This is a genomic window from Paenibacillus sp. UMB4589-SE434 (assembly GCF_030226685.1).
GTDB lineage: Bacteria > Bacillota > Bacilli > Paenibacillales > Paenibacillaceae > Paenibacillus_B.
On record NZ_JASOYK010000001.1, the window covers coordinates 2,045,205 to 2,063,794 of the forward strand.

The window sequence follows — 18,590 nt, forward strand, 5'->3', positions numbered from 1 at the left end:
AGAGAGAGACGTATTAAGTGCACATATTTGGTTGTTATCATGTTAAAAGACAGCCTCAGCAAGGAAAAAGTGCCTTCCCTCCAGCCGGAGGGAAGGCACTTTTCTTTTACAGTCTGTGTACAAGCAGACATGCTAGCGCAAAAAAACCGAACTTCTGCCACGCTGCGTTGTAAACAGCCCTGACAAAAGTTCGGTGCTCATGCCTGTTGTATATGTACAGGATGTTATATGCGTGTCTTGATCACAGAACTCTGATCCAACTTCACAAATTGTGCAAGCAGTGCAAGTGCAGCTATTGATAGTACCGCACCGATCAAAAACGGCAAATTAACGTTTAAGTTAAACACAGCTGTCGCAAGCAGAGGGCCTGCTATGCGCCCAAAGCTGTCCATCGATGAGTTCAGACCAGATGCAACCCCTTGGCTTACCGTTGTCTTCTGCGTAATCAGAGACGTCACACACGGGCGAATTAAAGCGTTGCCGATCCCGAACACACATAAGTAGAGTGTGGCATTCAGCACGCTGGATGAGAACAGCAGCATCACAAACCCGATTGCTGATATGATTAATCCTGCAGCAATACCTTTCTTCTCGCCGCCCTTCTTAATATAACGCCGTACAATTCCCCCTTGTACAAGCGCACCTGCTAAGCCGCAGAAAAAGAACATCCATCCGATATCCTCAGTCGAAATATGAGGAATACGCACAGCCTCATAATAAAAGAGCGTTGCTTCTAAGCCTGCCAACGTAAACGTGACAAAGAAAGACAATAAATATAAATATTTCATACGTCCTGTAAACGCAGACCAACGTGAAGGTGAAGCCGTACCTTTACTTGTCCGCTTTTCCGGAGGCAAAGATTCTTTCAGCTGGATAAAACCTAGTACAGATGTAAATAACGTTAATGCAGCAGCAGCAAAAAACGGTGTATTGTGACCATATTTACTTAATAGCCCCCCAAATGCAGGGCCGAATGTAAAACCAAGTCCGATCGCCATACCGACAAGCGCCATCCCTTTGGTTCTAGTGTCCTCGCTTGTAATATCTGCCACATAGGCAACAATTACAGCGGTGACAGCGCCAGCGAATAACCCACCAAGCGAGCGTGACGCGTACATCAGCCACAGCTGACCGTCTGCCAAGCCGAACAATAGATAACTTAAGCTAAAACCTAATATACCTACCAAAATGATTGGTCTGCGTCCCACCCTCTCCGATAACGCTCCCCAAAATGGGGATACAATAAACGAAATGAGTGAGTACAGCGCTAACATCAGACCAAGATGGAATTGATTAGCTCCTGCATCGGTAATCATAAGTGGTAGTACAGGAATGACAATCCCGAAGCCAATAAAGACCATCATAAGCATTAGTACAACGACAGTTAATTGTTTGTTCATTTTTACGTTCCCTCCGTATTTCTCATCCTACCACAATTTAACGGTCAGCAAAATGAATGAAATTTGAAGCTTTTATCAATTCCGAACATTCGACACGAATTGGTTGGAAAATGTACTTGCATTCCGGGGGGTTTTTGTTAAACTAATCCTTGTTTGTTTGTAAGCACCAACTCCTGTACATACAGGAGGATTCTGAATATGAAAGGTTGTGAGCCCGCGATGGATCATCATCGAACTCCCTTGTACACTACTCTAACGAATCATGCTGCCCGTAATCCGGTGCAGTTTCATATTCCCGGGCATAAGAAAGGTGTAGGAAGCGACAAAGAATTCCGAGAATTTATCGGTGATCAGGCATTTGCTATAGATCTTATTAATATTGCACCGCTCGATGATCTGCATCAACCAACTGGGGTCATCGCGGAAGCGCAGCAGCTGGCAGCAGATGCATTTGGTGCGGATTATACTTACTTCAGCGTTCAGGGCACGAGTGGCGCGATCATGACGATGATTATGTCGGTCTGTTCGCCCGGCGATAAGATTATCGTCCCGCGCAATGTGCATAAATCTATTATGGCTGCTATTATTTTCGCTGGCGCCAGACCGGTGTTCGTTTCACCTGCTCGCGACTCCAATTTGGGGATCGACCATGGCATCACAACACGTTCGGTTCGTCGAGCACTAGAGAAGCATCCTGATAGCAAGGCTGTACTTGTTATCAACCCTACCTACTTTGGTATATGTGCAAACTTAAAAGAAATCGTGGATCTTGCGCACTCCTATGAAGTGCCGGTCCTAGTAGACGAAGCACACGGTGTTCTGATCCACTTTAACGAGAAGCTTCCTATGTCAGCCATGGAGGCTGGCGCGGATATGGCTGCCACGAGCGTTCACAAATTAGGCGGTTCCATGACGCAAAGCTCTGTACTAAACGTAAATACGAAGAATGGACTGGTCAATCCTCATCGGATCCAAACCATTTTTAGCATGCTCACAACAACATCCACTTCCTATATACTGCTTGCTTCATTGGATACATCACGCCGGAACTTGGCGCTGAATGGACATGACATAGCGGAACGTGCGATTAAACTCGCTCATTATGCAAGAAATGAAATTAACCAAATCCCTGGTCTATACTGCTTCGGGGAAGAAATTCTTGGCGGTGAAGCTACATTTAGTTATGATCCGACAAAAGTGACCATTCATGTCCGTCATCTTGGCATAACAGGCTATGAGACGGAGAACTGGCTTCGTGATCATTATAATCTTGAAGTTGAGCTGAGTGATATGTACAACATTTTGTGCCTTGTCACACCTGGAGATACTGATGAAACGATCAGCATCCTGATTGACGCTTTACGTGAGCTGTCTGCCGCACATATTAATCGTAATGAGGTTCAAGAACTAATCGTAAAAATACCGGAAATTCCGCAGTTGTCCCTGATACCGCGCGATGCATTCTATGGGGATACAGAGATTGTTCCATTCAAAGAATCTGCGGGACGTATTATTGCTGAGTTTATTTATGTGTATCCGCCTGGTATTCCGATATTACTTCCGGGTGAAGTCATTTCACAGCAAAACATTGACTATATACGTGATCACGTGGATATCGGTCTGCCTGTCAAAGGGCCTGAAGACCGTTCCATTCAATTTGTAAAGGTTATTAAGGAAGAAACCGCTATATTTGAATAGATGCTCAACAAAGAGGCTTCCCTATGGGAGGCCTCTCCTTATGTCAGCTAGTTCTATGGACTGATGCGATCGTTAGTATTGGTCTCTTACTTGCAGTGCAGGAATTCGGGTGCTTAGAATTTGCACAGCTTCCTTGGCAGAGGTCATATCTTCTAGTTGAAAAGATACTCGAACCTGTTCAGGCGTCAGGTCCTCTTCGCTTAACAGTGTGGATCTTCCGGTCTGCATACAGACGACTAGCGTCTTCCCGATGAAATGATTGGAGTAGATGAGTGCGAAATCGTAACGTCCTTGCTCAGCAGCCCATCCTATGAAACTGACATTTGCTTGCTCCGTCACTTCATACAAATGCTCATACATGACATCTCCTCCTCACGATTCGGTTTTCCTTCCCACAACCATTATTTCCAACTCGCACTGATACGTTTTCACTATATCATGTTTTTCCATTTTTTATCAACCAGAACCAAGCTGTAAATGGATTGTAAAAATGCAAGCATGAAAATATTGCCACTTTTACTAAGGGGTGTTATGATAGGACTTGGATTACGGTATATTTAGGAGGGAGTACGGTGAGTCAACGTGCCATAATTGCTTTTAAGGATGGATCAGCGGTACCTTCCGCAACATTGGAAGATTTGAAGCAGCAGTTGCTTTGTTATCAAGAGCAAGCCCGCTTAACAGGCACCCAGTTGGGTTGGGATTATGCTGAAGCAGCCTTTCCTTACACGTTCGAGACTAAGCCAGGCCAAGAACAGGTCGGTTTCCTGCTGCGAGGCAATCATCCGCTGTACCGATATATCCTGTTCGGCGTTGGTACACATGATACAGAGGACAACGTTAGTCATTATGTTGAAGTTGTGCTTCCTGACACATCCACGCAGGGGGATTCGAATAAAGGCAATGAGCTATGCAAGTATTTGGCACGCACATGGAAGGCTGAGCTTACGTTGTTTAACGGGCGGAAGATGTACTTTAATCCCCGTAAATAACCGCGTATATAACAAAAAGCCCCAAGTTGCCTTAGGGCTCTCCTAGTACCTTATTATGGAAGGGAATTAACCTTCTTGGGAGGCAACAAGCTCGTCATAGGCTTGTTGTACACGTTCCCACTCTTCATCTTCTTCGATAGCATTAAGGACCATGTCCTCGCCGTCTTCGTCTACGCGTACAATGATACCATCAGCTTCAGGGTTGTTTCTCTCTAGAAGCAGCGCGTACAATTGCTCTTCAACGTTAAACGTTTCGACCAATGCCATTTCTATTTCGTTACCTTCGTCATCCACAAGTGTGACGATAAACTCTTCGTGATTATGCTCATGGTCGTGGTTCTCGCCACAGCCGCAGTCATGATTATGGTTATGTTCGCTCATTACATAGTTCTCCTTTATTGTGCAAATAGTATGTTGCATCCCTCGTATCGTACCACGATATGTGAGGAAGGTCAACGAAATGACACCCTTGAAGGTTAGTATATGTAACGTTCAAAAATAACACTCATAAATGGGCAAATCCGTAATTACACCGCTTCTATCGTCTTTTTAGACAGTAAAGTGAACTCGCCGTTTTTTTGTCTCAAATAGCAGTTTACAGTATATTCACCTTTTGCTTTGAAATCGTATTTATAATCCGAAGACCGGAACCAGAAATTGTCCTGCTTCGTATCAATATCTGATTGTTGAATATCTGAAGATTTCCCGTTCGGGTCTGTTATCGTCAGCTTAATGGCGTCAACTTGCGTCTTCAGCGAATCAACTTGTACCAGTACGGAGAATGCTGTCTTTCCAGTCTTAACTTTGCCAAAAGTAGCCTTGTCCTGGAACATCAACATATGAATATTAGGCTTCTGAATCGATATTCTCTTATTGGCGGCGTCCCAGTATACGAATGCTTGCAATGCTTCTTGCAGATCGCGTACAGACACATAGGCTCGCCCGTCTACCATTACCCCCCCATCTGATATCGCTTGGCCGTTTAATTCAACATGCACCTTGTCTGTGTTGCTTTCCGCAGCAACTGTCGGTATCGTAGTGGCCAGTGATCCACCTACAATAGAACCGAGTAAGACAAGCGCGGCAATTCTCCTGCATTTCATGAGTGCTAACCTCCAACAGCTTAGTTGTATAGTTATACTCCTAATATGCAAGAGAGTTGCGGCAACATTTGCAATTCACTCTCTTTACAGCAAGGTTTTGAGGCTTTTTTAAGTAATATCCTCTATGCACGTTCATCCTGTACTGGCGTATGGCTAGGGAGGCCCTGTCTTTTTTACTGTCAAATGTCACCAGGAGCGGGGCTAGTTTCATTTTAGTTCTTGTGCTCACCGTGTTCGTCAGTCCTGCTTTCCTGCATCTCCAGCGCAGCAAGCCGCTGCTCCAGACGCTTTAGATGAAGATCGGCGTTATGCAGCTTTTTAATAATGGTTTCAATATTTTCGTCGTAAACTGGGATACAGGCTAATGCCTCATATAATCTGCCCCATGGAAATTTATAACCTGGACAGGCTGCTTTGTGTATAGGATCAATTTGATGATGTCCGATCACATAATCAGATGTGAGCGGCAGATGATGACCCCATTTTTCCTGAATCATTATTTGGATATAACGATGCAGCTTTATACACGCTTGAAACTGCTCATCGGTTAGCTCGCCCTCCATTCCCTCATGAATAATGGAGACACTGTATAAATTAGGATTGTGCTGCTTGCTTCTCACGTATAAAGATGAAGCTGCTTTAATGCTGCTATGGGGGATTCCGTTTGCCAAAGCCGCACGTTCTATCGCTACATATTGATGGATATCGCCCTTCTTGGAAATGCCATAATGAGCCGAGGATACTTTGTTATTTCGGTTCGTATACCAATCATCCAATGTTGACATACGAGCAGATGCAATATGATTAACTATAATCTGGGGAACTTGTCCCCTGCGAACGCATGAATTGGTATACGCATTACCTTTCCACACGATATTCATCCCATGCCACCTCATCCCTCCGACATCACATCAAGTGTTCTTTAAGTAAGTAGGTGATTGACGCACATGGATGCGCGTGATGACCCAGGGAAGGGAAAGTAACAGTAGTAAATGCTTGAACTTTTGAATATACATACTATCCGTTCCCTGAGCAGTTCAAGTTGACGTTGTGTCCATCCCAAAGCCTTTAGTTAATTACTTACCAAGCTTAGTTCGTGTTAACACGCAAGGTACACCGTTGCCGACCGCTCCTGGCTCAGTCATTCGTGAGACATACTTCAGACCTCTTGTACAAGGCGTCGGACACACGATGCACCGGTCAGAAGTCACAACTCGCATCGTATACTGGGCACGTCCCCCAGATAGCTCTTTTTTCTTATTTTTGGCGCCTTTTCCTTTGGCCACAATAGCTCACCCACTTCTCCCACGTCTCACACTGCAAAGCAAATCGCTTCACCCTCATACTATGTGAGACAAGCGCCGTTCGCTTGTGCATTTACCTAGCCCATGATACAGTGGGTGTAAAATAATAGAGCTTGGAGGATCTGGAAGAGAGATGACTATTCAACTGCAAATGCTAGGCACAGGGAGTGCTTTTGCCAAAACATATTTAAACAATAATGCCATACTGCACACCACTCAACATGCGTTCTTAATTGACTGTGGAATTACAGCGCCTATGGCTGTTCACCAGCTAGGCAAATCCTTCAATGAGTTCGATGGCGTCATCGTCACTCATCTGCATGCTGATCATGTCGGCGGCCTGGAAGAATATGCATTCCAGATGAAATTCAGATACAAGCGCAAGCCTAAGCTATATATCGCGGCATCTCTGGTGGATATGTTATGGGAAAATACACTTAAAGGTGGAATGAGCCAAGACGGGATTAACAAATTGGACGATGTGTTTGATGTGCTGCCAATGGAACCGGAGCTTAACCATCCCCTTGCCGCTGATCTGCAAGTCAAATGGGTAAAAACCGATCATATGCCAGGTAAAAATAGTTACTCGCTGCTCATTAACGAACGTTTTTTTTACACAGCAGATATGCGCTTTAACTTTGAGCTGCTCCAATCCCTCGTTGATAATGGGGTTGAACATATATGGCATGACTGCCAGCTGATCGGAACAGGCGAAGTACACTCCACCATACATGAGCTGCTATCATTGCCGATACCTTTGCAGCAGCGTATTTCATTAATGCATTACGGAGATGAGCGACCTCAATGGGAAGGCCGTACCGGTCCAATGCCCTTTATTAACCAGCATCAAATTTATACCTTAATGTAGCTTGCTGTTATAGAAAAGAGCACTTCAGCCGTATGATACGGTCAAAGTGCTCTTATAACAACGTGATCCATTGCATTAGTTAAAAGTCGGCAGGTTGTCCAAATTGTTGGAAGGATCGCCATCAGCATCACCCCGGATATAAGTGCCTCCGTTTTTTCCCTTAAACGTGTTTGCTCCGGCAATTTCCCCATTATGGACAGCCTGCAAAGCCTCAGTATAGTTTAGCACTCTTCCTGAGCTTGTCTGAAACGATGTCAGATCCCCATCCCCGTTACGTTGTACCGCTGTAAATGTCTCACGTTCTGTCAATGCTATCCCATCCTTCTCGCTTCTACTAATATTGGCCACATGATAAAGCCTCTTCTGAGACCGAACCTTTGTACCAGATGCGGTGAATCGTTAGCATTCCCGAACGACTGACATTTTATGCAAGAGTATCAGGTATAAAATAGAGAAACTTAAAAAGTGTACTAAGTCAATTTCTTCTCCATACGCACATGCAGAATATCTGCGTCGTAGAAAGGCTCTTCCGATACGGTCTCATAGCCTAAAGACTGATAAAACCCTTCTGCTTGGCACTGCCCGTCCAACACACACTTCTCAACGCCATGCGCCCTAGCTATTTGTTCTAATCCAATCATTAAGGTCCGACCTATTCCTAAGCCACGAAATGGCTTTCTGACTGCAATTCGTTGCATTTTTGCCGTAAATTCATCAAGCAGCTTAACTCGTCCTGTAGCCCCATATTTGCCATCAATCATGAGTAGTACATGGAAGGCCGGGGCATCTAATGTATCGTATTCATCACATTCTAGTTCATCAGGCACATTCTGCTCCTGAACAAATACTTCTTTACGGATAGTGATGCACTCATCCAATTGCTCTTGGGTTTTGACCTCTATAATCTCAGCTGCCACTAGCCTCACCTCCGTCATTTATAAGCAACTATTTTACCATATGTATGAACAAAATTATATTATACAAAAAAATGAAATTCATGTATAGTAAGGCTATCGAATACGCTTACAATAATAGGAGGTACTTAATGGACACGGTTACCGCAACAATTGTGGCCGTAGTAGTAATGGTTATTGGTACGGTCTGCCTGCTGCTTATCGTTACCAAAAAAGCATACACGCATAAGTGGGATACAGAGGAGCGATCAGATTCGCCTACTTCAGCGACAGATCCTCGAGATCGTGATCCTGACCATGTATAAAGCACAGCAAAATACGAACAGTACCTAATGCAACCTGGAGTTACCATCAGGGCCTGTTCGTATTTGATTGATCGAAAGTCATCTGTTCATCAGGGTTGATATACATCGTTTGGCACAACTTTGCCATATACATCCTCATAGATCGGAACTGTTCCCTCTTGAGGTTCAAGATCCTTGTACTGGTCGGGGCTCGCTATCATCATGCCTGAACTACTCACAAGCACTACAATAACGATAATTGCAACAACTATTGGTTTGAAATAAGGCCTCGGTCTCGGCATCATACATCCCTCCAATTGACATATCAACGATGTATATCACCATTTTCACCGTAAACAGATAATCTTAAACACCATTTGCAAACGACTACACACCACATGGTATTTAAATTTCTTCTAAGCTCAGGCAGCCAAAGCTTAACTAATGCTCCTTGCCAGAGCCATCATCTATTTTACGAAGCCATATATACCGCTCATCCTGGTTGGTGCTGTCATGAACCAACAGTCGTGATAGCAGCCAGCACAACACCGCTACGATTCCGAACACGCCTAATAGCCAAACGAATAACTGAGCTCCCAGCATCATATCCCTCCGCTTGTCCTCTCCATTTGGAGAAGGTAGTGATCATTCTTCTTCAATGTATGATCAAGTCACCAGCTTTAGTCGTCACGAGCGCCAAATGTCAGCTTCTTTACATCTACTTGATCGTCAGGACAAGCATAACAGGATGATAACGAAGAAATGCTTATAGTTTACAGTCCTTTTTGTCTAATCAAAAAAAGCTCCTTGCTTTCCGCTGTAGCAGCATTGAGGTGCTCCAATCTTAACAACGGCTCGCTTAATAGAAGCATAGATCTCGACATCAACTAAAAATAAAAAAACCCTTGATCATCATCAAGGGTTTTGCGTTAGTGTGTATGGTGATCTGTAGTGGGCTCGAACCACTGACCCCCACCCTGTCAAGATGGTGCTCTCCCAGCTGAGCTAACAGATCACATTATTAGAAGTAAATCAACAAATAATCAGTGAATATATCAATTAATATATCATCGGCCAAAGTCATTGTCAACGTTTACTGTTCATGTATTCATGCACAGTTTATAGTTAGTACTACTTACTACTGCTTACACACTTCTAGAACATTTCAGAAGCATGACGGTAGCGCCCTTCAACATGAACTTTCAAATCCACTTATCCTATCACGAAAAGAAAGACTGCATTGCATTGTGCAGATGTTTCTGCATTAGATACAAGCAGTCTCTTTTATTTTTATGATTCAATCGGAGGAAGCTGCCAAACAATAGGTTCTTCCCCAAGCGCTTGCAAATGATCATTGATTTTCGAGAACGGACGGCTGCCAAAGAACCCACGATGAGCAGACAACGGACTTGGATGTGGTGCCTGTACGATGAAATGACGGGAGCGATCGATCATTTTAGCTTTCGCCTGTGCATGACTACCCCACAATACAAAGACGACAGGACGATCTCGTTCATTCAACAGTTGTATGACCTGATCCGTAAATGTTTCCCAGCCCTGACCTTTATGAGAATTTGGTTGTGATTCCCTAACAGTCAGAACCGTATTTAACATAAATACGCCTTGCTCCGCCCACGCTTTTAAATATCCGTGACTCGGCATCGTTGTACCCACATCAGTCGCACTCTCTTTGAGCATATTAAGAAGTGACGGAGGAATTCGTACGCCTGGCTGCACCGAGAAACTAAGACCGTGAGCTTGGCCTGGACCGTGATACGGATCTTGTCCCACGATCATAACTTTTGTGTCCGCATAGGAAGTTAACTGGAAGGCCGTAAATAATTGGTCAAATGGAGGGTAAATCACTTGATGATTATACTCTTCTCTTAACCATGTCCATAATGTTTTAAAATAAGGCTTCCGTACTTCATCGTGAAGAAGTTGAGACCAGTCATTGTCCACTTTCCAGCTCATACAATTCATCCTCTCTATTCTATTTCGATTACAAATAAAAAACCCCTTCCGCTAGTCAGCGAAAGGAGTTATATCATCCACATTACCCTATTATCATAAAGTGCTAGAAGTTATAAATGGTGCCGAGAACCGGGGTCGAACCGGTACGGTAGTCACCTACCGCAGGATTTTAAGTCCTGTGCGTCTGCCAATTCCGCCATCCCGGCATGTAAAGTGCACGTTTATATTAATAATAGGTATATGGTGGGCCCTGAGGGACTCGAACCCCCGACCAATCGGTTATGAGCCGACCGCTCTAACCAACTGAGCTAAGGGCCCGTATGTATGAAATACGTTGAGCGTTATGTTGGTTGCGGGGGCAGGATTTGAACCTACGACCTTCGGGTTATGAGCCCGACGAGCTACCGAACTGCTCCACCCCGCGTCATTTGTGTTCGTCGTGTTTCATCAGCGACAAGTAATACTATACCGCACTTACCTAACCTACGTCAAGAACTTTTTCAAAAAATATTTTATGCCATTATTATTCTGCTTATTAAGCATTAAATTTCACCTCTTTAAAAAAGTTTACAACAAAAATCGAACCCCGTACTTTCCCCTTCTGGAACGGAATATTTCAATTTCTTGTGGTGTCTCGTAGCCATATATCCAAGCGTCGTGTTCCAAACGCTGCTGCAGTGTCTGAGCCTGAAATTTAGAATTGTACAGCTTGCCCCAATAAATCCAATTTAACAACTCACATGCGCCTCCTAGCCGGTCTCAGATTAATAATGGGATGGGTCATGACTATAATGTTTCCATTTCCCTTACTGTTCCCATTTGGAGTCACTTCTAACGCTCATACTCATCTGACAGCACAAAAAGGGTGGCTCTAACTGCGAGCCACCCCTTTGTGATCAAGATTTATTAACCGCCGTAAATCCCGCCTGGGACAGTCTCACCGCCGCCATTTGGGTTGTTTTTAATTTGCTGCAGCATTTCGTTACCTTTCGTTTCCCACTCAGCCAGTGCTTGTTTTGTTGACTTCTTCCCATTTATTACATCTTGGAACAATGTACGTCCAATATCATTTACTTGCCATAAAGCAGGCTTCTCGCTCATTAAGTCTTCCGCATCTTGGTTCGTAGGTACTACCGGTTTTACATTAAAGAATGCATCAATATTATAGCTAGAACCATCTTTAGGTTTAATAAACTGTTTGCGTGACACCATTTCATAACTGCTGCGTGAACGGATTTTTGCCCAGTCCTCGCTATTGATAAATTTAACAAAATCCCATGCATCATCTGGATTAGGTGCTTTGTTATTAATAGCAAATATGTTGTTCATATTTACAGAACCTGATACACCTGGAGCTTCAGGATGGGAAGGCGCTGTAACGACATCCCAATCAAATTTATTAAAGCCTTTAATTTTGCTTGCATTACGCATAGCATTTGCCAAATCATTGTTTAGGTAGCCAAAGTCCGATAATACCATAGCGACTTTGCCTGACAAGAAGCTGTCATGATCAAACGGGCCTGGTTTCGTATTGTTATCCATCATGCCATCGTTTTGTGTTGGCATAATTTTGTCAGTGGACAATTTAGTAATGCTGTTCCACACCTTTTCCCATGGACCCGTGTTAACTGTCATCTTCTCGCCTTTATTGTCAAACATACGCAGCTGCAGGGGTGTAATGTAGCTGTAGGTCATGGACCAGAACGGATCTCCCCCTGCATAACGGTCAAAGGAAAAACCGTATTTCCGATCTGCGCCTTCACCCTTTGCTACAAGACGTGCTTTGTTAAACACTTCATCCCATGTCATCCCGTCTGTAGGCGGCTCAACTCCTGCATCCGCAAACAATTTCTTATTGTAGAGCAGCACAGAAGAATTGAACGTTGGTGCTAGACCAAGCATATTACCGTCGCCCATACTTTTGATACCGTCCAGCACCGCTGGAACAAAGTCATTTGTATCAAATTTATCCTGCTGCATTAGTGGGTCCAATTGTTTTAACATACCGTCGCGAGCCAGTATACGGAATTGCGCCGGGTCAGTCACGATGATATCAACTGGGTTGGAGCCATCCATAATTTTTTTGACGGCTTCAAGACGGTTAGGTTCTTTCCTATCTTTTTCTTCGCCTTGATTATATTGTTGATCGCTTTGATCAATTGCAGGTACGATTTCAATTTTAACGTTCTGGTGTGTATATTCATATACATCTGTAAATTGCTGACGGAAGTAAGTATCGTCGTAACCGCCATACAGAACTCCAATTCTTAAAGTGCGCTCCTGGCCTGTTTTCGTATCTTTGCCGCCGCTACATGCGGCAAGCATCGGAAATACCATCGTTAATACGACGGACGTCATTACTAGCTTTCTAACCCATTGATTCCGTTTCATTTTGTTTCACCCTCCAACTTGTTCGGTGTTCGAATTACAATCTTATCTCCATCAAATTCCATTGAAGCCTTATCTCCGATATCAAGCGCCTCCAGAAACTCCTTTGGCACTTGTAATCGTCCAACACGGTCAACAACCACGTAAGCCTCATGCACATCCTGCTGACCGCCACCAAAACCAGCAAGTCCGTCGCCATCTAGATTCGGATTACGCTTTATAAACTCCGTACTCGTCAATCCATCACGTATTGCCACAACGCGATCAACTTTACCTGCTAATGTAATGTCATGTGTAACGATGACAATCGTGACACCAATCTCCTTGTTCATACGCCGGAAAATACCCATAATCATGTCGGATGTCTGCGTATCCACAGAGCCTGTAGGTTCATCGGCAAGCAGCAGCTTGGGCTTGTTAGCCAATGATATCGCAATGGCTACACGCTGCTGTTCTCCGCCTGACAACTGAGCAAGTTTATTGTTGAGGCGATGACCAAGACCGACCCACTCCAACAATTGCTTGGCATATGCACGGTCCAGCTTACCAGCAAGCATCATAGGAACTTCAACATTTTGCAGCGCAGTCAAGTAGGGAAGCAAGTTTCTGGCGTTGTTTTGCCATATAAAACCTACTGTATCCCGCTTATACTTGACAAGCTGCTCATCGGTGATTTTTAAGAGATCCCAATCACCAACCTTGATTGTCCCGGCGGAAGGACGGTCCAATCCGCCAAGAATGTTCAAAAAAGTTGATTTACCGCTGCCGCTGTTGCCGATGATCGCCATCAACTCGCCTTGCTGAACAGACAGATTTAGACCTTGTAATGCGACAACTTCTAAATCTTCTGTCTTAAATATTTTAACAAGTCCTTCACAATGGATCATTGCTTAACGCTCCTCTCCCATCTTCACGGCTTGATGCACACGCAAGCGGCGGATGTGAATAAAGAGCATAGATGCTCCCATCAACATCATGACACCTACGACCATGTAGAGCTGCATCGTATCCTTCGCTTCAAAGACGATTCGGAAAGGAGGCACCTGCATCTGCGCATTCTCTGTCGCTTGCAGGAATGGCAGGAACAATCGGCTTGCTACTTTACCAATGATAACGCCTAGTCCGATTGACAGACCAGCTGTAAACAGCTGCTCTAGCAGCAGCATGCCTGTCAATTGCTTACGCGAAAGGCCCATTGCTCGTAATATACCAAATTGTACAACACGACCTGACAGGTTAAAGAACCAGAACAACAAGTACCCAATCAACGAGACAATAATCGAAACGAGGAAGCCCATACTCAAAATACCAAATACGCCACCTCTTGTAGGATGCTTGCTCTGAGTAACCAGTTCTGCTCGTACGTCCTTAAATGAAGCAATATCGATGTTCGCTTTTTGCAACGATTCAATAACAGGGCCTAGCTTAGCCCCTTCCTTCATCTTAAGCCAAACTTCGTATGGCATCATCGGCACTTGATCGTAAATATAATCAAGGTTGGCAATAAAGAAAGGCGTCTGATCTGGGTATTGACTTGGCCAATAAGGCAGAATTGCAACAACTACAAACTCTACCATCTGTTCTTGAATGCCAATGGATACCAGATCACCCAGCTTCAGTTGATATTTCTCTGCTACGTTAGTTGGTATAATGACACCTTGCTCATAATATTTGCCTAAAGTATCGAGATAACGGAACGGATGCGAAGGGAACATATCGTTGCGGAACCAGGCTACTTTGGCAAAGTCCACGTTATCGATGCCCATCAGCTTGCCCTGCCCGATCGATCTCCCTGATACGATTACATTCCCTTTGGTTTGTAAAACTCGGGCCGCCGCCTCTACGCCAGGCTGCTCTTTGAACAACTGGAATGGAGGTTCGTTATAGATTGTCTTTGTTGGCTTCGGCTGCTGCCCACCAGGCTTGCCGCCTGAACCTCCACCCTTTCCAGGATTGGGATCCGCCTCCGGTGTTCCTTCCCATACAGTCGAAATGACGACATCTGTACCCACATTATAAAGTGTACGTTCCTTCGAGTTCAGATCGATTGTACGTGCTGCAGAAGAGTTGTATACCCCTAATCCCAACGTTAAAATAAGCAGAATCATAAGCGGGTAGTAACCTTTAGCAGATCGCGACAACTGTGTTAGGGTCAAGTACAACGGAAGTGGGAGCATTTTCCCTCCGATCCATTGCAGCAAACGTAAAATCCAAGGAAATAACCTTAAGAAAAACAGCCCCGTCGCAAATATAGCCAAGGCAGGAACAAAGAACAGAAACGGCTGCACCTGCAGCTGATCTGAGGTCATTCCTGTTTGGAATGACAACATCTGCTGCTGGTTGGACAAATAGTAACCGTATCCAGCCAAGCCAAGGAGTACAACGTCCAAGTACCATCTTTGCCAGACAGGACGCTTGTTGCGTGCCATCTTCTGACGCAGATTTACGATCGAAGACCGCGCAAATATAACAGCCGGTATGACACTGGCAAGTATTGCGATAACAACCGCAATGAGTCCAAAAATAATTGCATCAGACGAAAATCCGATAGGAATAGATTTACGATTCACAAACTCTAGGAAGCCGTTTGCTGCACCAATCGACTTTGCCATAAACCAACCGAAGAATGGAGCCACAGCCAACGCCATGCTACCCAATATAACGCCTTCGATCAAATACATCACGATGATCTGTCTGGTGCTCGCTCCCCGACTTCGCAGAACCGATATATCACTCTGCTGCTTCTCCAGCGCCTGATTTGCATTCATGGCAATAAAGTAGAACACCATTGCAATCATTGGTGCTGCTAGTGTAAACAGCATCATTTGCAGCTGAAGACTTTGGCTGCGAAACTCACCAAGCAGTTTTGCAAATGAAAGTTCCAGATTGGTACCCTTCATCTTCTGGCTTACTTCAATCTGCATACGCGTGAGCGTACTGTCTAGTGCCGATATTTGACTCGTCTGAATGTTGCGCAAGTCAAATGCATAATACCAGTTCGATATATGAAGCGGTATTTGTTTCTCTTTTAACAGGGTGTCGTCCATCGTCTTAGATGTAATAAACAGCGAGTTCATCATACTTTCCAGACCTTGCTGCCAATAAGCATCCGTCTCTTGCAGCGGCTTAAAAGTGCCTACAATCTTGACACGAATGTTAATGTTCAGTCCGCCATATATCGGATAATCCAGTTCGTCACCGACATGAAGGTCGTTCCGGTACATCGCATCTTCCAGCATGACTGCTTCCACGATACCGTCTTTCTCGCCATCCTTGAATGCCCTGCCGATCGTCCAGTCAATCTTGCTGTCGATCTCGGACATGCTGGTGAGTGTCATGTTGCGCACACGGCTAGCGTCTACCTTCGTCGGGTCAACGGGGATAACTTCCGTTCCCTTTATGGACTTGCTGTTGACGTAGACTTGACTAGGAAAGCCAATGTCGCTCTTGACGTCATTCTTAATATAGCTGTCAACGTTAGCCAATGCATTTAGATCCGTCTTGGCACCGCCTGCCCCCTGATACCGCAGCAGCAAGGACCCTGCCGGCATACCGCCACTATTTTCTTGCAGCGACTTGGTGACTACTCGTTTTAAGGCGCCATCAGCATACATCGGAATACTAACGGTAAAGGATACCGCTACAATAAGTCCAACCAACGTACTTAAGGTTAGCCAGCGGGTATTCCACATCTTGCGAAATAAAAATCGTAACAGCGGAATTCCCATTAGCGACCCACTACTTTCTGACCAGGCTGAAGCCCCTGTAATACCTCAATTTCCGTTGATGTCTGCTGACCAATCTCAATATCCACCTCGCGCTTGCCTTTCTCGTCCACGACTTGAACGTACGTCCGTGAGCCAATGGTCCGCAATGCGGATACAGGAATGACAATAACGTCTTTCTTCCTCTGGGTAACAATACTTACACTTAGCATTTGCCCCCGATTCAACCCTTTTGGCAGTTTATCAACACCAATAATAACAAAGTTCTCTAATTTCTCTGTCGGTGTCTGACCTGGCAGCAAATTGCCGTTATTGTTCCCGTCTGATGTAGAGACAGGCAGCGCTTTTACCTTGCCTTTGATAACGCCGTCAATATTGTTAATGCTCACATTTGCTTCCATACCGATAGAAATACGCTTCTGGTCATCCTTTGACATTTGAACAGCAATAGTCAACCGAGAAGTATCTGCAACGATCGCAATCGGATCATATGCTTTGGAGTTGGCTCCCTTAACAGCTGAGACAGATACAACTGTACCGTCAAATGGTGCCACGAGTGTTCCTTTAGCAATTTCATTCTCTGCATCCGTGATGCCCTGCAGCTTCTCCTGATAGGCAACCTGTGTCTGCTCAAAATCAATAGGGTCCATTTCATCCTTCTTACGCAGCGTTTCTTTCATCTTTGCTTCTTCAAGCCGCAGTTGCAAGCGTTGATTGCGAAGTTCCTTCTGCAGCTTCTCTACATCCAGCGAGGCAATAACTTGACCAGCCTTGACGTTATCCCCGTTTTTCACTTTAACTTCTTTAATACGCAAGCCATCGACTGTAAAAGACAACGTCTCTTCTTGCTCCGACATTAATTTGCCGGTGGAAGATACTTTGGTTTCCAATGTGTTGCGGGTCACCTCATATTCCGGTTTCTTCGATGCCGTCGGAGGCGTAATAGTAGGCAGCACTTCTTCCTCTTCTTCTTTAGGGAGCAAAGAGCAGGCAGAAGTAAATAACAAGGTGCTTGAAATCAGCACCAGCATGGCTTTACGCCAATTGCGTTTCTTTAATACGTGTGATTTAGGAGACGAATTTACCGTCAACCATTTCGTAGACATGGTCTGCTACCTCCAAAATAGTAGGATCGTGGGTCGTCATACAGATGGAAATATTTTCAGAGCGGATAATTTGCTGAAATACACCCATGACCTGTGCAACCATATGCGTATCCAAATCGGCCGTCGGCTCATCCGCAAGCAGCAGCAGCGGCTTATGGGCGATCGCCTTTGCAATAGCTACCCGCTGCTGTTCGCCGCCTGACATCTCGAACGGGCGATGGTTCATCCGTTTGCCAAGGCCGACAAGCTCAAGGCACTGGCGAACGCGAGCTTTCCATAGATGACGCGGAATATTGGCCATACGAAGAGACAGCTCTACATTCTCATAGGCAGACAACAGCGGCATAAGCGCAAAAGCCTGGAATATAAAGCCGATATCGTTACGGCGAGTGATTGTTCTCTTGTCATCGCTCCATGAGGAAAAGGGCTCTCCTCGAAACATAATTTCCCCTTTAGTAGGCAGATCAAGACCGCCTAACATATTCAGAAGTGTAGTCTTGCCCGAACCTGAACGTCCTCTAAGAATGACGAGTTGGGCTGGGCGGACTTCCATATGGATCCCTTTCAGAACATGCAATTTCTGACCACCTACGTTAAAGGTACGCTCAACGTCTTTAACGAGCAGCAGCGGTTCGTGCGGATTGACATTAGTGCGGATCGGCCACTTATCTTGTTTGTTAGGTTGTTCTATGTATGCCGCTTCTTCTAGTGCTTCCGTTGCTTGTTCTGTTTCTCCTTCTGTGATGTTGGCTTGATGGGTCTCTTCTGCCGGGTTAACTGGGGTCAAGTCCGCTTCTTTGCCCTGTTTCTTTAAGCGAAGCTTCTTAAACAATG

21 protein-coding genes and 4 tRNA genes are annotated in these 18,590 nt (G+C 44.9%); 4 read left to right on the top strand and 21 right to left on the bottom strand.

Features of this window, described 5'->3' with window-relative positions; all coding sequences use genetic code 11:
• Positions 1-224 precede the first annotated feature (224 nt).
• A complete protein-coding gene (locus QP775_RS08485; protein ID WP_239328398.1) occupies positions 225-1,400 on the bottom strand; it encodes an MFS transporter in 1,176 nt (391 codons plus the stop codon).
• A 219-nt stretch (positions 1,401-1,619) separates the two neighbouring features.
• Here QP775_RS08485 and QP775_RS08490 point away from each other — a divergent pair, with 219 nt between their 5' ends.
• Positions 1,620-3,098, top strand: a complete 1,479-nt coding sequence (locus QP775_RS08490) for an aminotransferase class I/II-fold pyridoxal phosphate-dependent enzyme (protein ID WP_239328710.1) — start codon at positions 1,620-1,622, stop codon at positions 3,096-3,098.
• A gap of 72 nt (positions 3,099-3,170) precedes the next feature.
• Here the strand turns inward: QP775_RS08490 and QP775_RS08495 are convergent, their stop codons facing one another.
• Complete coding sequence (locus QP775_RS08495) at positions 3,171-3,458, bottom strand: SAV0927 family protein (protein WP_239328399.1); 288 nt, start codon at positions 3,456-3,458, stop codon at positions 3,171-3,173.
• 212 nt (positions 3,459-3,670) lie between these two features.
• On the opposite strand from QP775_RS08495, the gene QP775_RS08500 reads away from it, so the two are divergent.
• Complete coding sequence (locus QP775_RS08500) at positions 3,671-4,090, top strand: DUF1885 family protein (protein ID WP_285105161.1); 420 nt, start codon at positions 3,671-3,673, stop codon at positions 4,088-4,090.
• A gap of 66 nt (positions 4,091-4,156) precedes the next feature.
• Here QP775_RS08500 and QP775_RS08505 read toward each other — a convergent pair whose 3' ends face one another.
• From QP775_RS08505 to QP775_RS08520, 4 genes are all read right to left on the bottom strand, one after another.
• Positions 4,157-4,471, bottom strand: a complete 315-nt coding sequence (locus tag QP775_RS08505; RefSeq protein WP_239328401.1) for a DUF1292 domain-containing protein — start codon at positions 4,469-4,471, stop codon at positions 4,157-4,159.
• A gap of 146 nt (positions 4,472-4,617) precedes the next feature.
• A complete protein-coding gene (locus QP775_RS08510) occupies positions 4,618-5,193 on the bottom strand; it encodes a stalk domain-containing protein (RefSeq protein ID WP_239328402.1) in 576 nt (191 codons plus the stop codon).
• Positions 5,194-5,405: 212 nt separating this feature from the next.
• Positions 5,406-6,074: an N-acetylmuramoyl-L-alanine amidase gene (locus QP775_RS08515; protein ID WP_239328403.1), complete on the bottom strand. Its 669-nt coding sequence runs from the start codon at positions 6,072-6,074 to the stop codon at positions 5,406-5,408.
• A gap of 195 nt (positions 6,075-6,269) precedes the next feature.
• A complete protein-coding gene (locus tag QP775_RS08520; RefSeq protein ID WP_239328404.1) occupies positions 6,270-6,479 on the bottom strand; it encodes a hypothetical protein in 210 nt (69 codons plus the stop codon).
• Positions 6,480-6,630: 151 nt separating this feature from the next.
• Between QP775_RS08520 and QP775_RS08525 the strand changes: the two genes are divergently transcribed.
• A complete protein-coding gene (locus QP775_RS08525) occupies positions 6,631-7,365 on the top strand; it encodes an MBL fold metallo-hydrolase (protein WP_285105165.1) in 735 nt (244 codons plus the stop codon).
• Between the two features lie 75 nt (positions 7,366-7,440).
• Here the strand turns inward: QP775_RS08525 and QP775_RS08530 are convergent, their stop codons facing one another.
• Together QP775_RS08530 and QP775_RS08535 are read right to left on the bottom strand one after the other, a co-directional pair.
• Positions 7,441-7,680, bottom strand: coding sequence for a DUF3892 domain-containing protein (locus QP775_RS08530; RefSeq protein ID WP_239328711.1), 240 nt, complete (start codon positions 7,678-7,680; stop codon positions 7,441-7,443).
• 155 nt (positions 7,681-7,835) lie between these two features.
• Complete coding sequence (locus tag QP775_RS08535) at positions 7,836-8,282, bottom strand: GNAT family N-acetyltransferase (protein WP_239328406.1); 447 nt, start codon at positions 8,280-8,282, stop codon at positions 7,836-7,838.
• Between the two features lie 128 nt (positions 8,283-8,410).
• On the opposite strand from QP775_RS08535, the gene QP775_RS08540 reads away from it, so the two are divergent.
• On the top strand, positions 8,411-8,584 hold the full coding sequence (locus tag QP775_RS08540; protein ID WP_285105167.1) for a hypothetical protein: 174 nt from the start codon (positions 8,411-8,413) through the stop codon (positions 8,582-8,584).
• An 89-nt stretch (positions 8,585-8,673) separates the two neighbouring features.
• On the opposite strand, the gene QP775_RS08545 is transcribed toward QP775_RS08540, so the two are convergent.
• From QP775_RS08545 to QP775_RS08605, 13 genes are all read right to left on the bottom strand, one after another.
• Entirely contained in the window at positions 8,674-8,865 is a 192-nt protein-coding gene (locus tag QP775_RS08545; RefSeq protein WP_239328408.1) for a hypothetical protein, read from the bottom strand.
• 139 nt (positions 8,866-9,004) lie between these two features.
• Positions 9,005-9,166 carry a hypothetical protein gene (locus QP775_RS08550; protein ID WP_239328409.1) on the bottom strand — a complete coding sequence of 54 codons (162 nt, stop codon included), beginning with the start codon at positions 9,164-9,166 and terminating at the stop codon, positions 9,005-9,007.
• A 336-nt stretch (positions 9,167-9,502) separates the two neighbouring features.
• Positions 9,503-9,578: transfer RNA gene (locus QP775_RS08555), tRNA-Val, on the bottom strand.
• Positions 9,579-9,853: 275 nt separating this feature from the next.
• On the bottom strand, positions 9,854-10,537 hold the full coding sequence (locus QP775_RS08560; RefSeq protein ID WP_239328412.1) for a uracil-DNA glycosylase: 684 nt from the start codon (positions 10,535-10,537) through the stop codon (positions 9,854-9,856).
• Between the two features lie 117 nt (positions 10,538-10,654).
• Positions 10,655-10,743 (bottom strand) — tRNA-Leu (locus QP775_RS08565).
• 35 nt (positions 10,744-10,778) lie between these two features.
• A tRNA-Ile gene (locus tag QP775_RS08570) sits at positions 10,779-10,855 on the bottom strand.
• A gap of 29 nt (positions 10,856-10,884) precedes the next feature.
• A tRNA-Met gene (locus QP775_RS08575) sits at positions 10,885-10,961 on the bottom strand.
• A 143-nt stretch (positions 10,962-11,104) separates the two neighbouring features.
• Positions 11,105-11,272, bottom strand: a complete 168-nt coding sequence (locus QP775_RS08580; protein WP_239328504.1) for a hypothetical protein — start codon at positions 11,270-11,272, stop codon at positions 11,105-11,107.
• A 171-nt stretch (positions 11,273-11,443) separates the two neighbouring features.
• On the bottom strand, positions 11,444-12,928 hold the full coding sequence (locus QP775_RS08585) for an ABC transporter substrate-binding protein (RefSeq protein WP_285105171.1): 1,485 nt from the start codon (positions 12,926-12,928) through the stop codon (positions 11,444-11,446).
• Entirely contained in the window at positions 12,925-13,812 is an 888-nt protein-coding gene (locus QP775_RS08590; protein ID WP_239328506.1) for an ABC transporter ATP-binding protein, read from the bottom strand. Before QP775_RS08590 ends, QP775_RS08585 begins: the two co-directional genes overlap by 4 nt.
• A 3-nt stretch (positions 13,813-13,815) precedes the next feature.
• Entirely contained in the window at positions 13,816-16,653 is a 2,838-nt protein-coding gene (locus QP775_RS08595; RefSeq protein ID WP_285105174.1) for an ABC transporter permease, read from the bottom strand.
• Positions 16,653-17,756: an efflux RND transporter periplasmic adaptor subunit gene (locus tag QP775_RS08600; protein WP_239328508.1), complete on the bottom strand. Its 1,104-nt coding sequence runs from the start codon at positions 17,754-17,756 to the stop codon at positions 16,653-16,655. Before QP775_RS08600 ends, QP775_RS08595 begins: the two co-directional genes overlap by 1 nt.
• Positions 17,719-18,447 carry an ABC transporter ATP-binding protein gene (locus QP775_RS08605; RefSeq protein ID WP_285105776.1) on the bottom strand — a complete coding sequence of 243 codons (729 nt, stop codon included), beginning with the start codon at positions 18,445-18,447 and terminating at the stop codon, positions 17,719-17,721. The genes QP775_RS08600 and QP775_RS08605 overlap by 38 nt, the downstream gene beginning before the upstream one ends.
• Between the last annotated feature and the right edge of the window lie 143 nt (positions 18,448-18,590).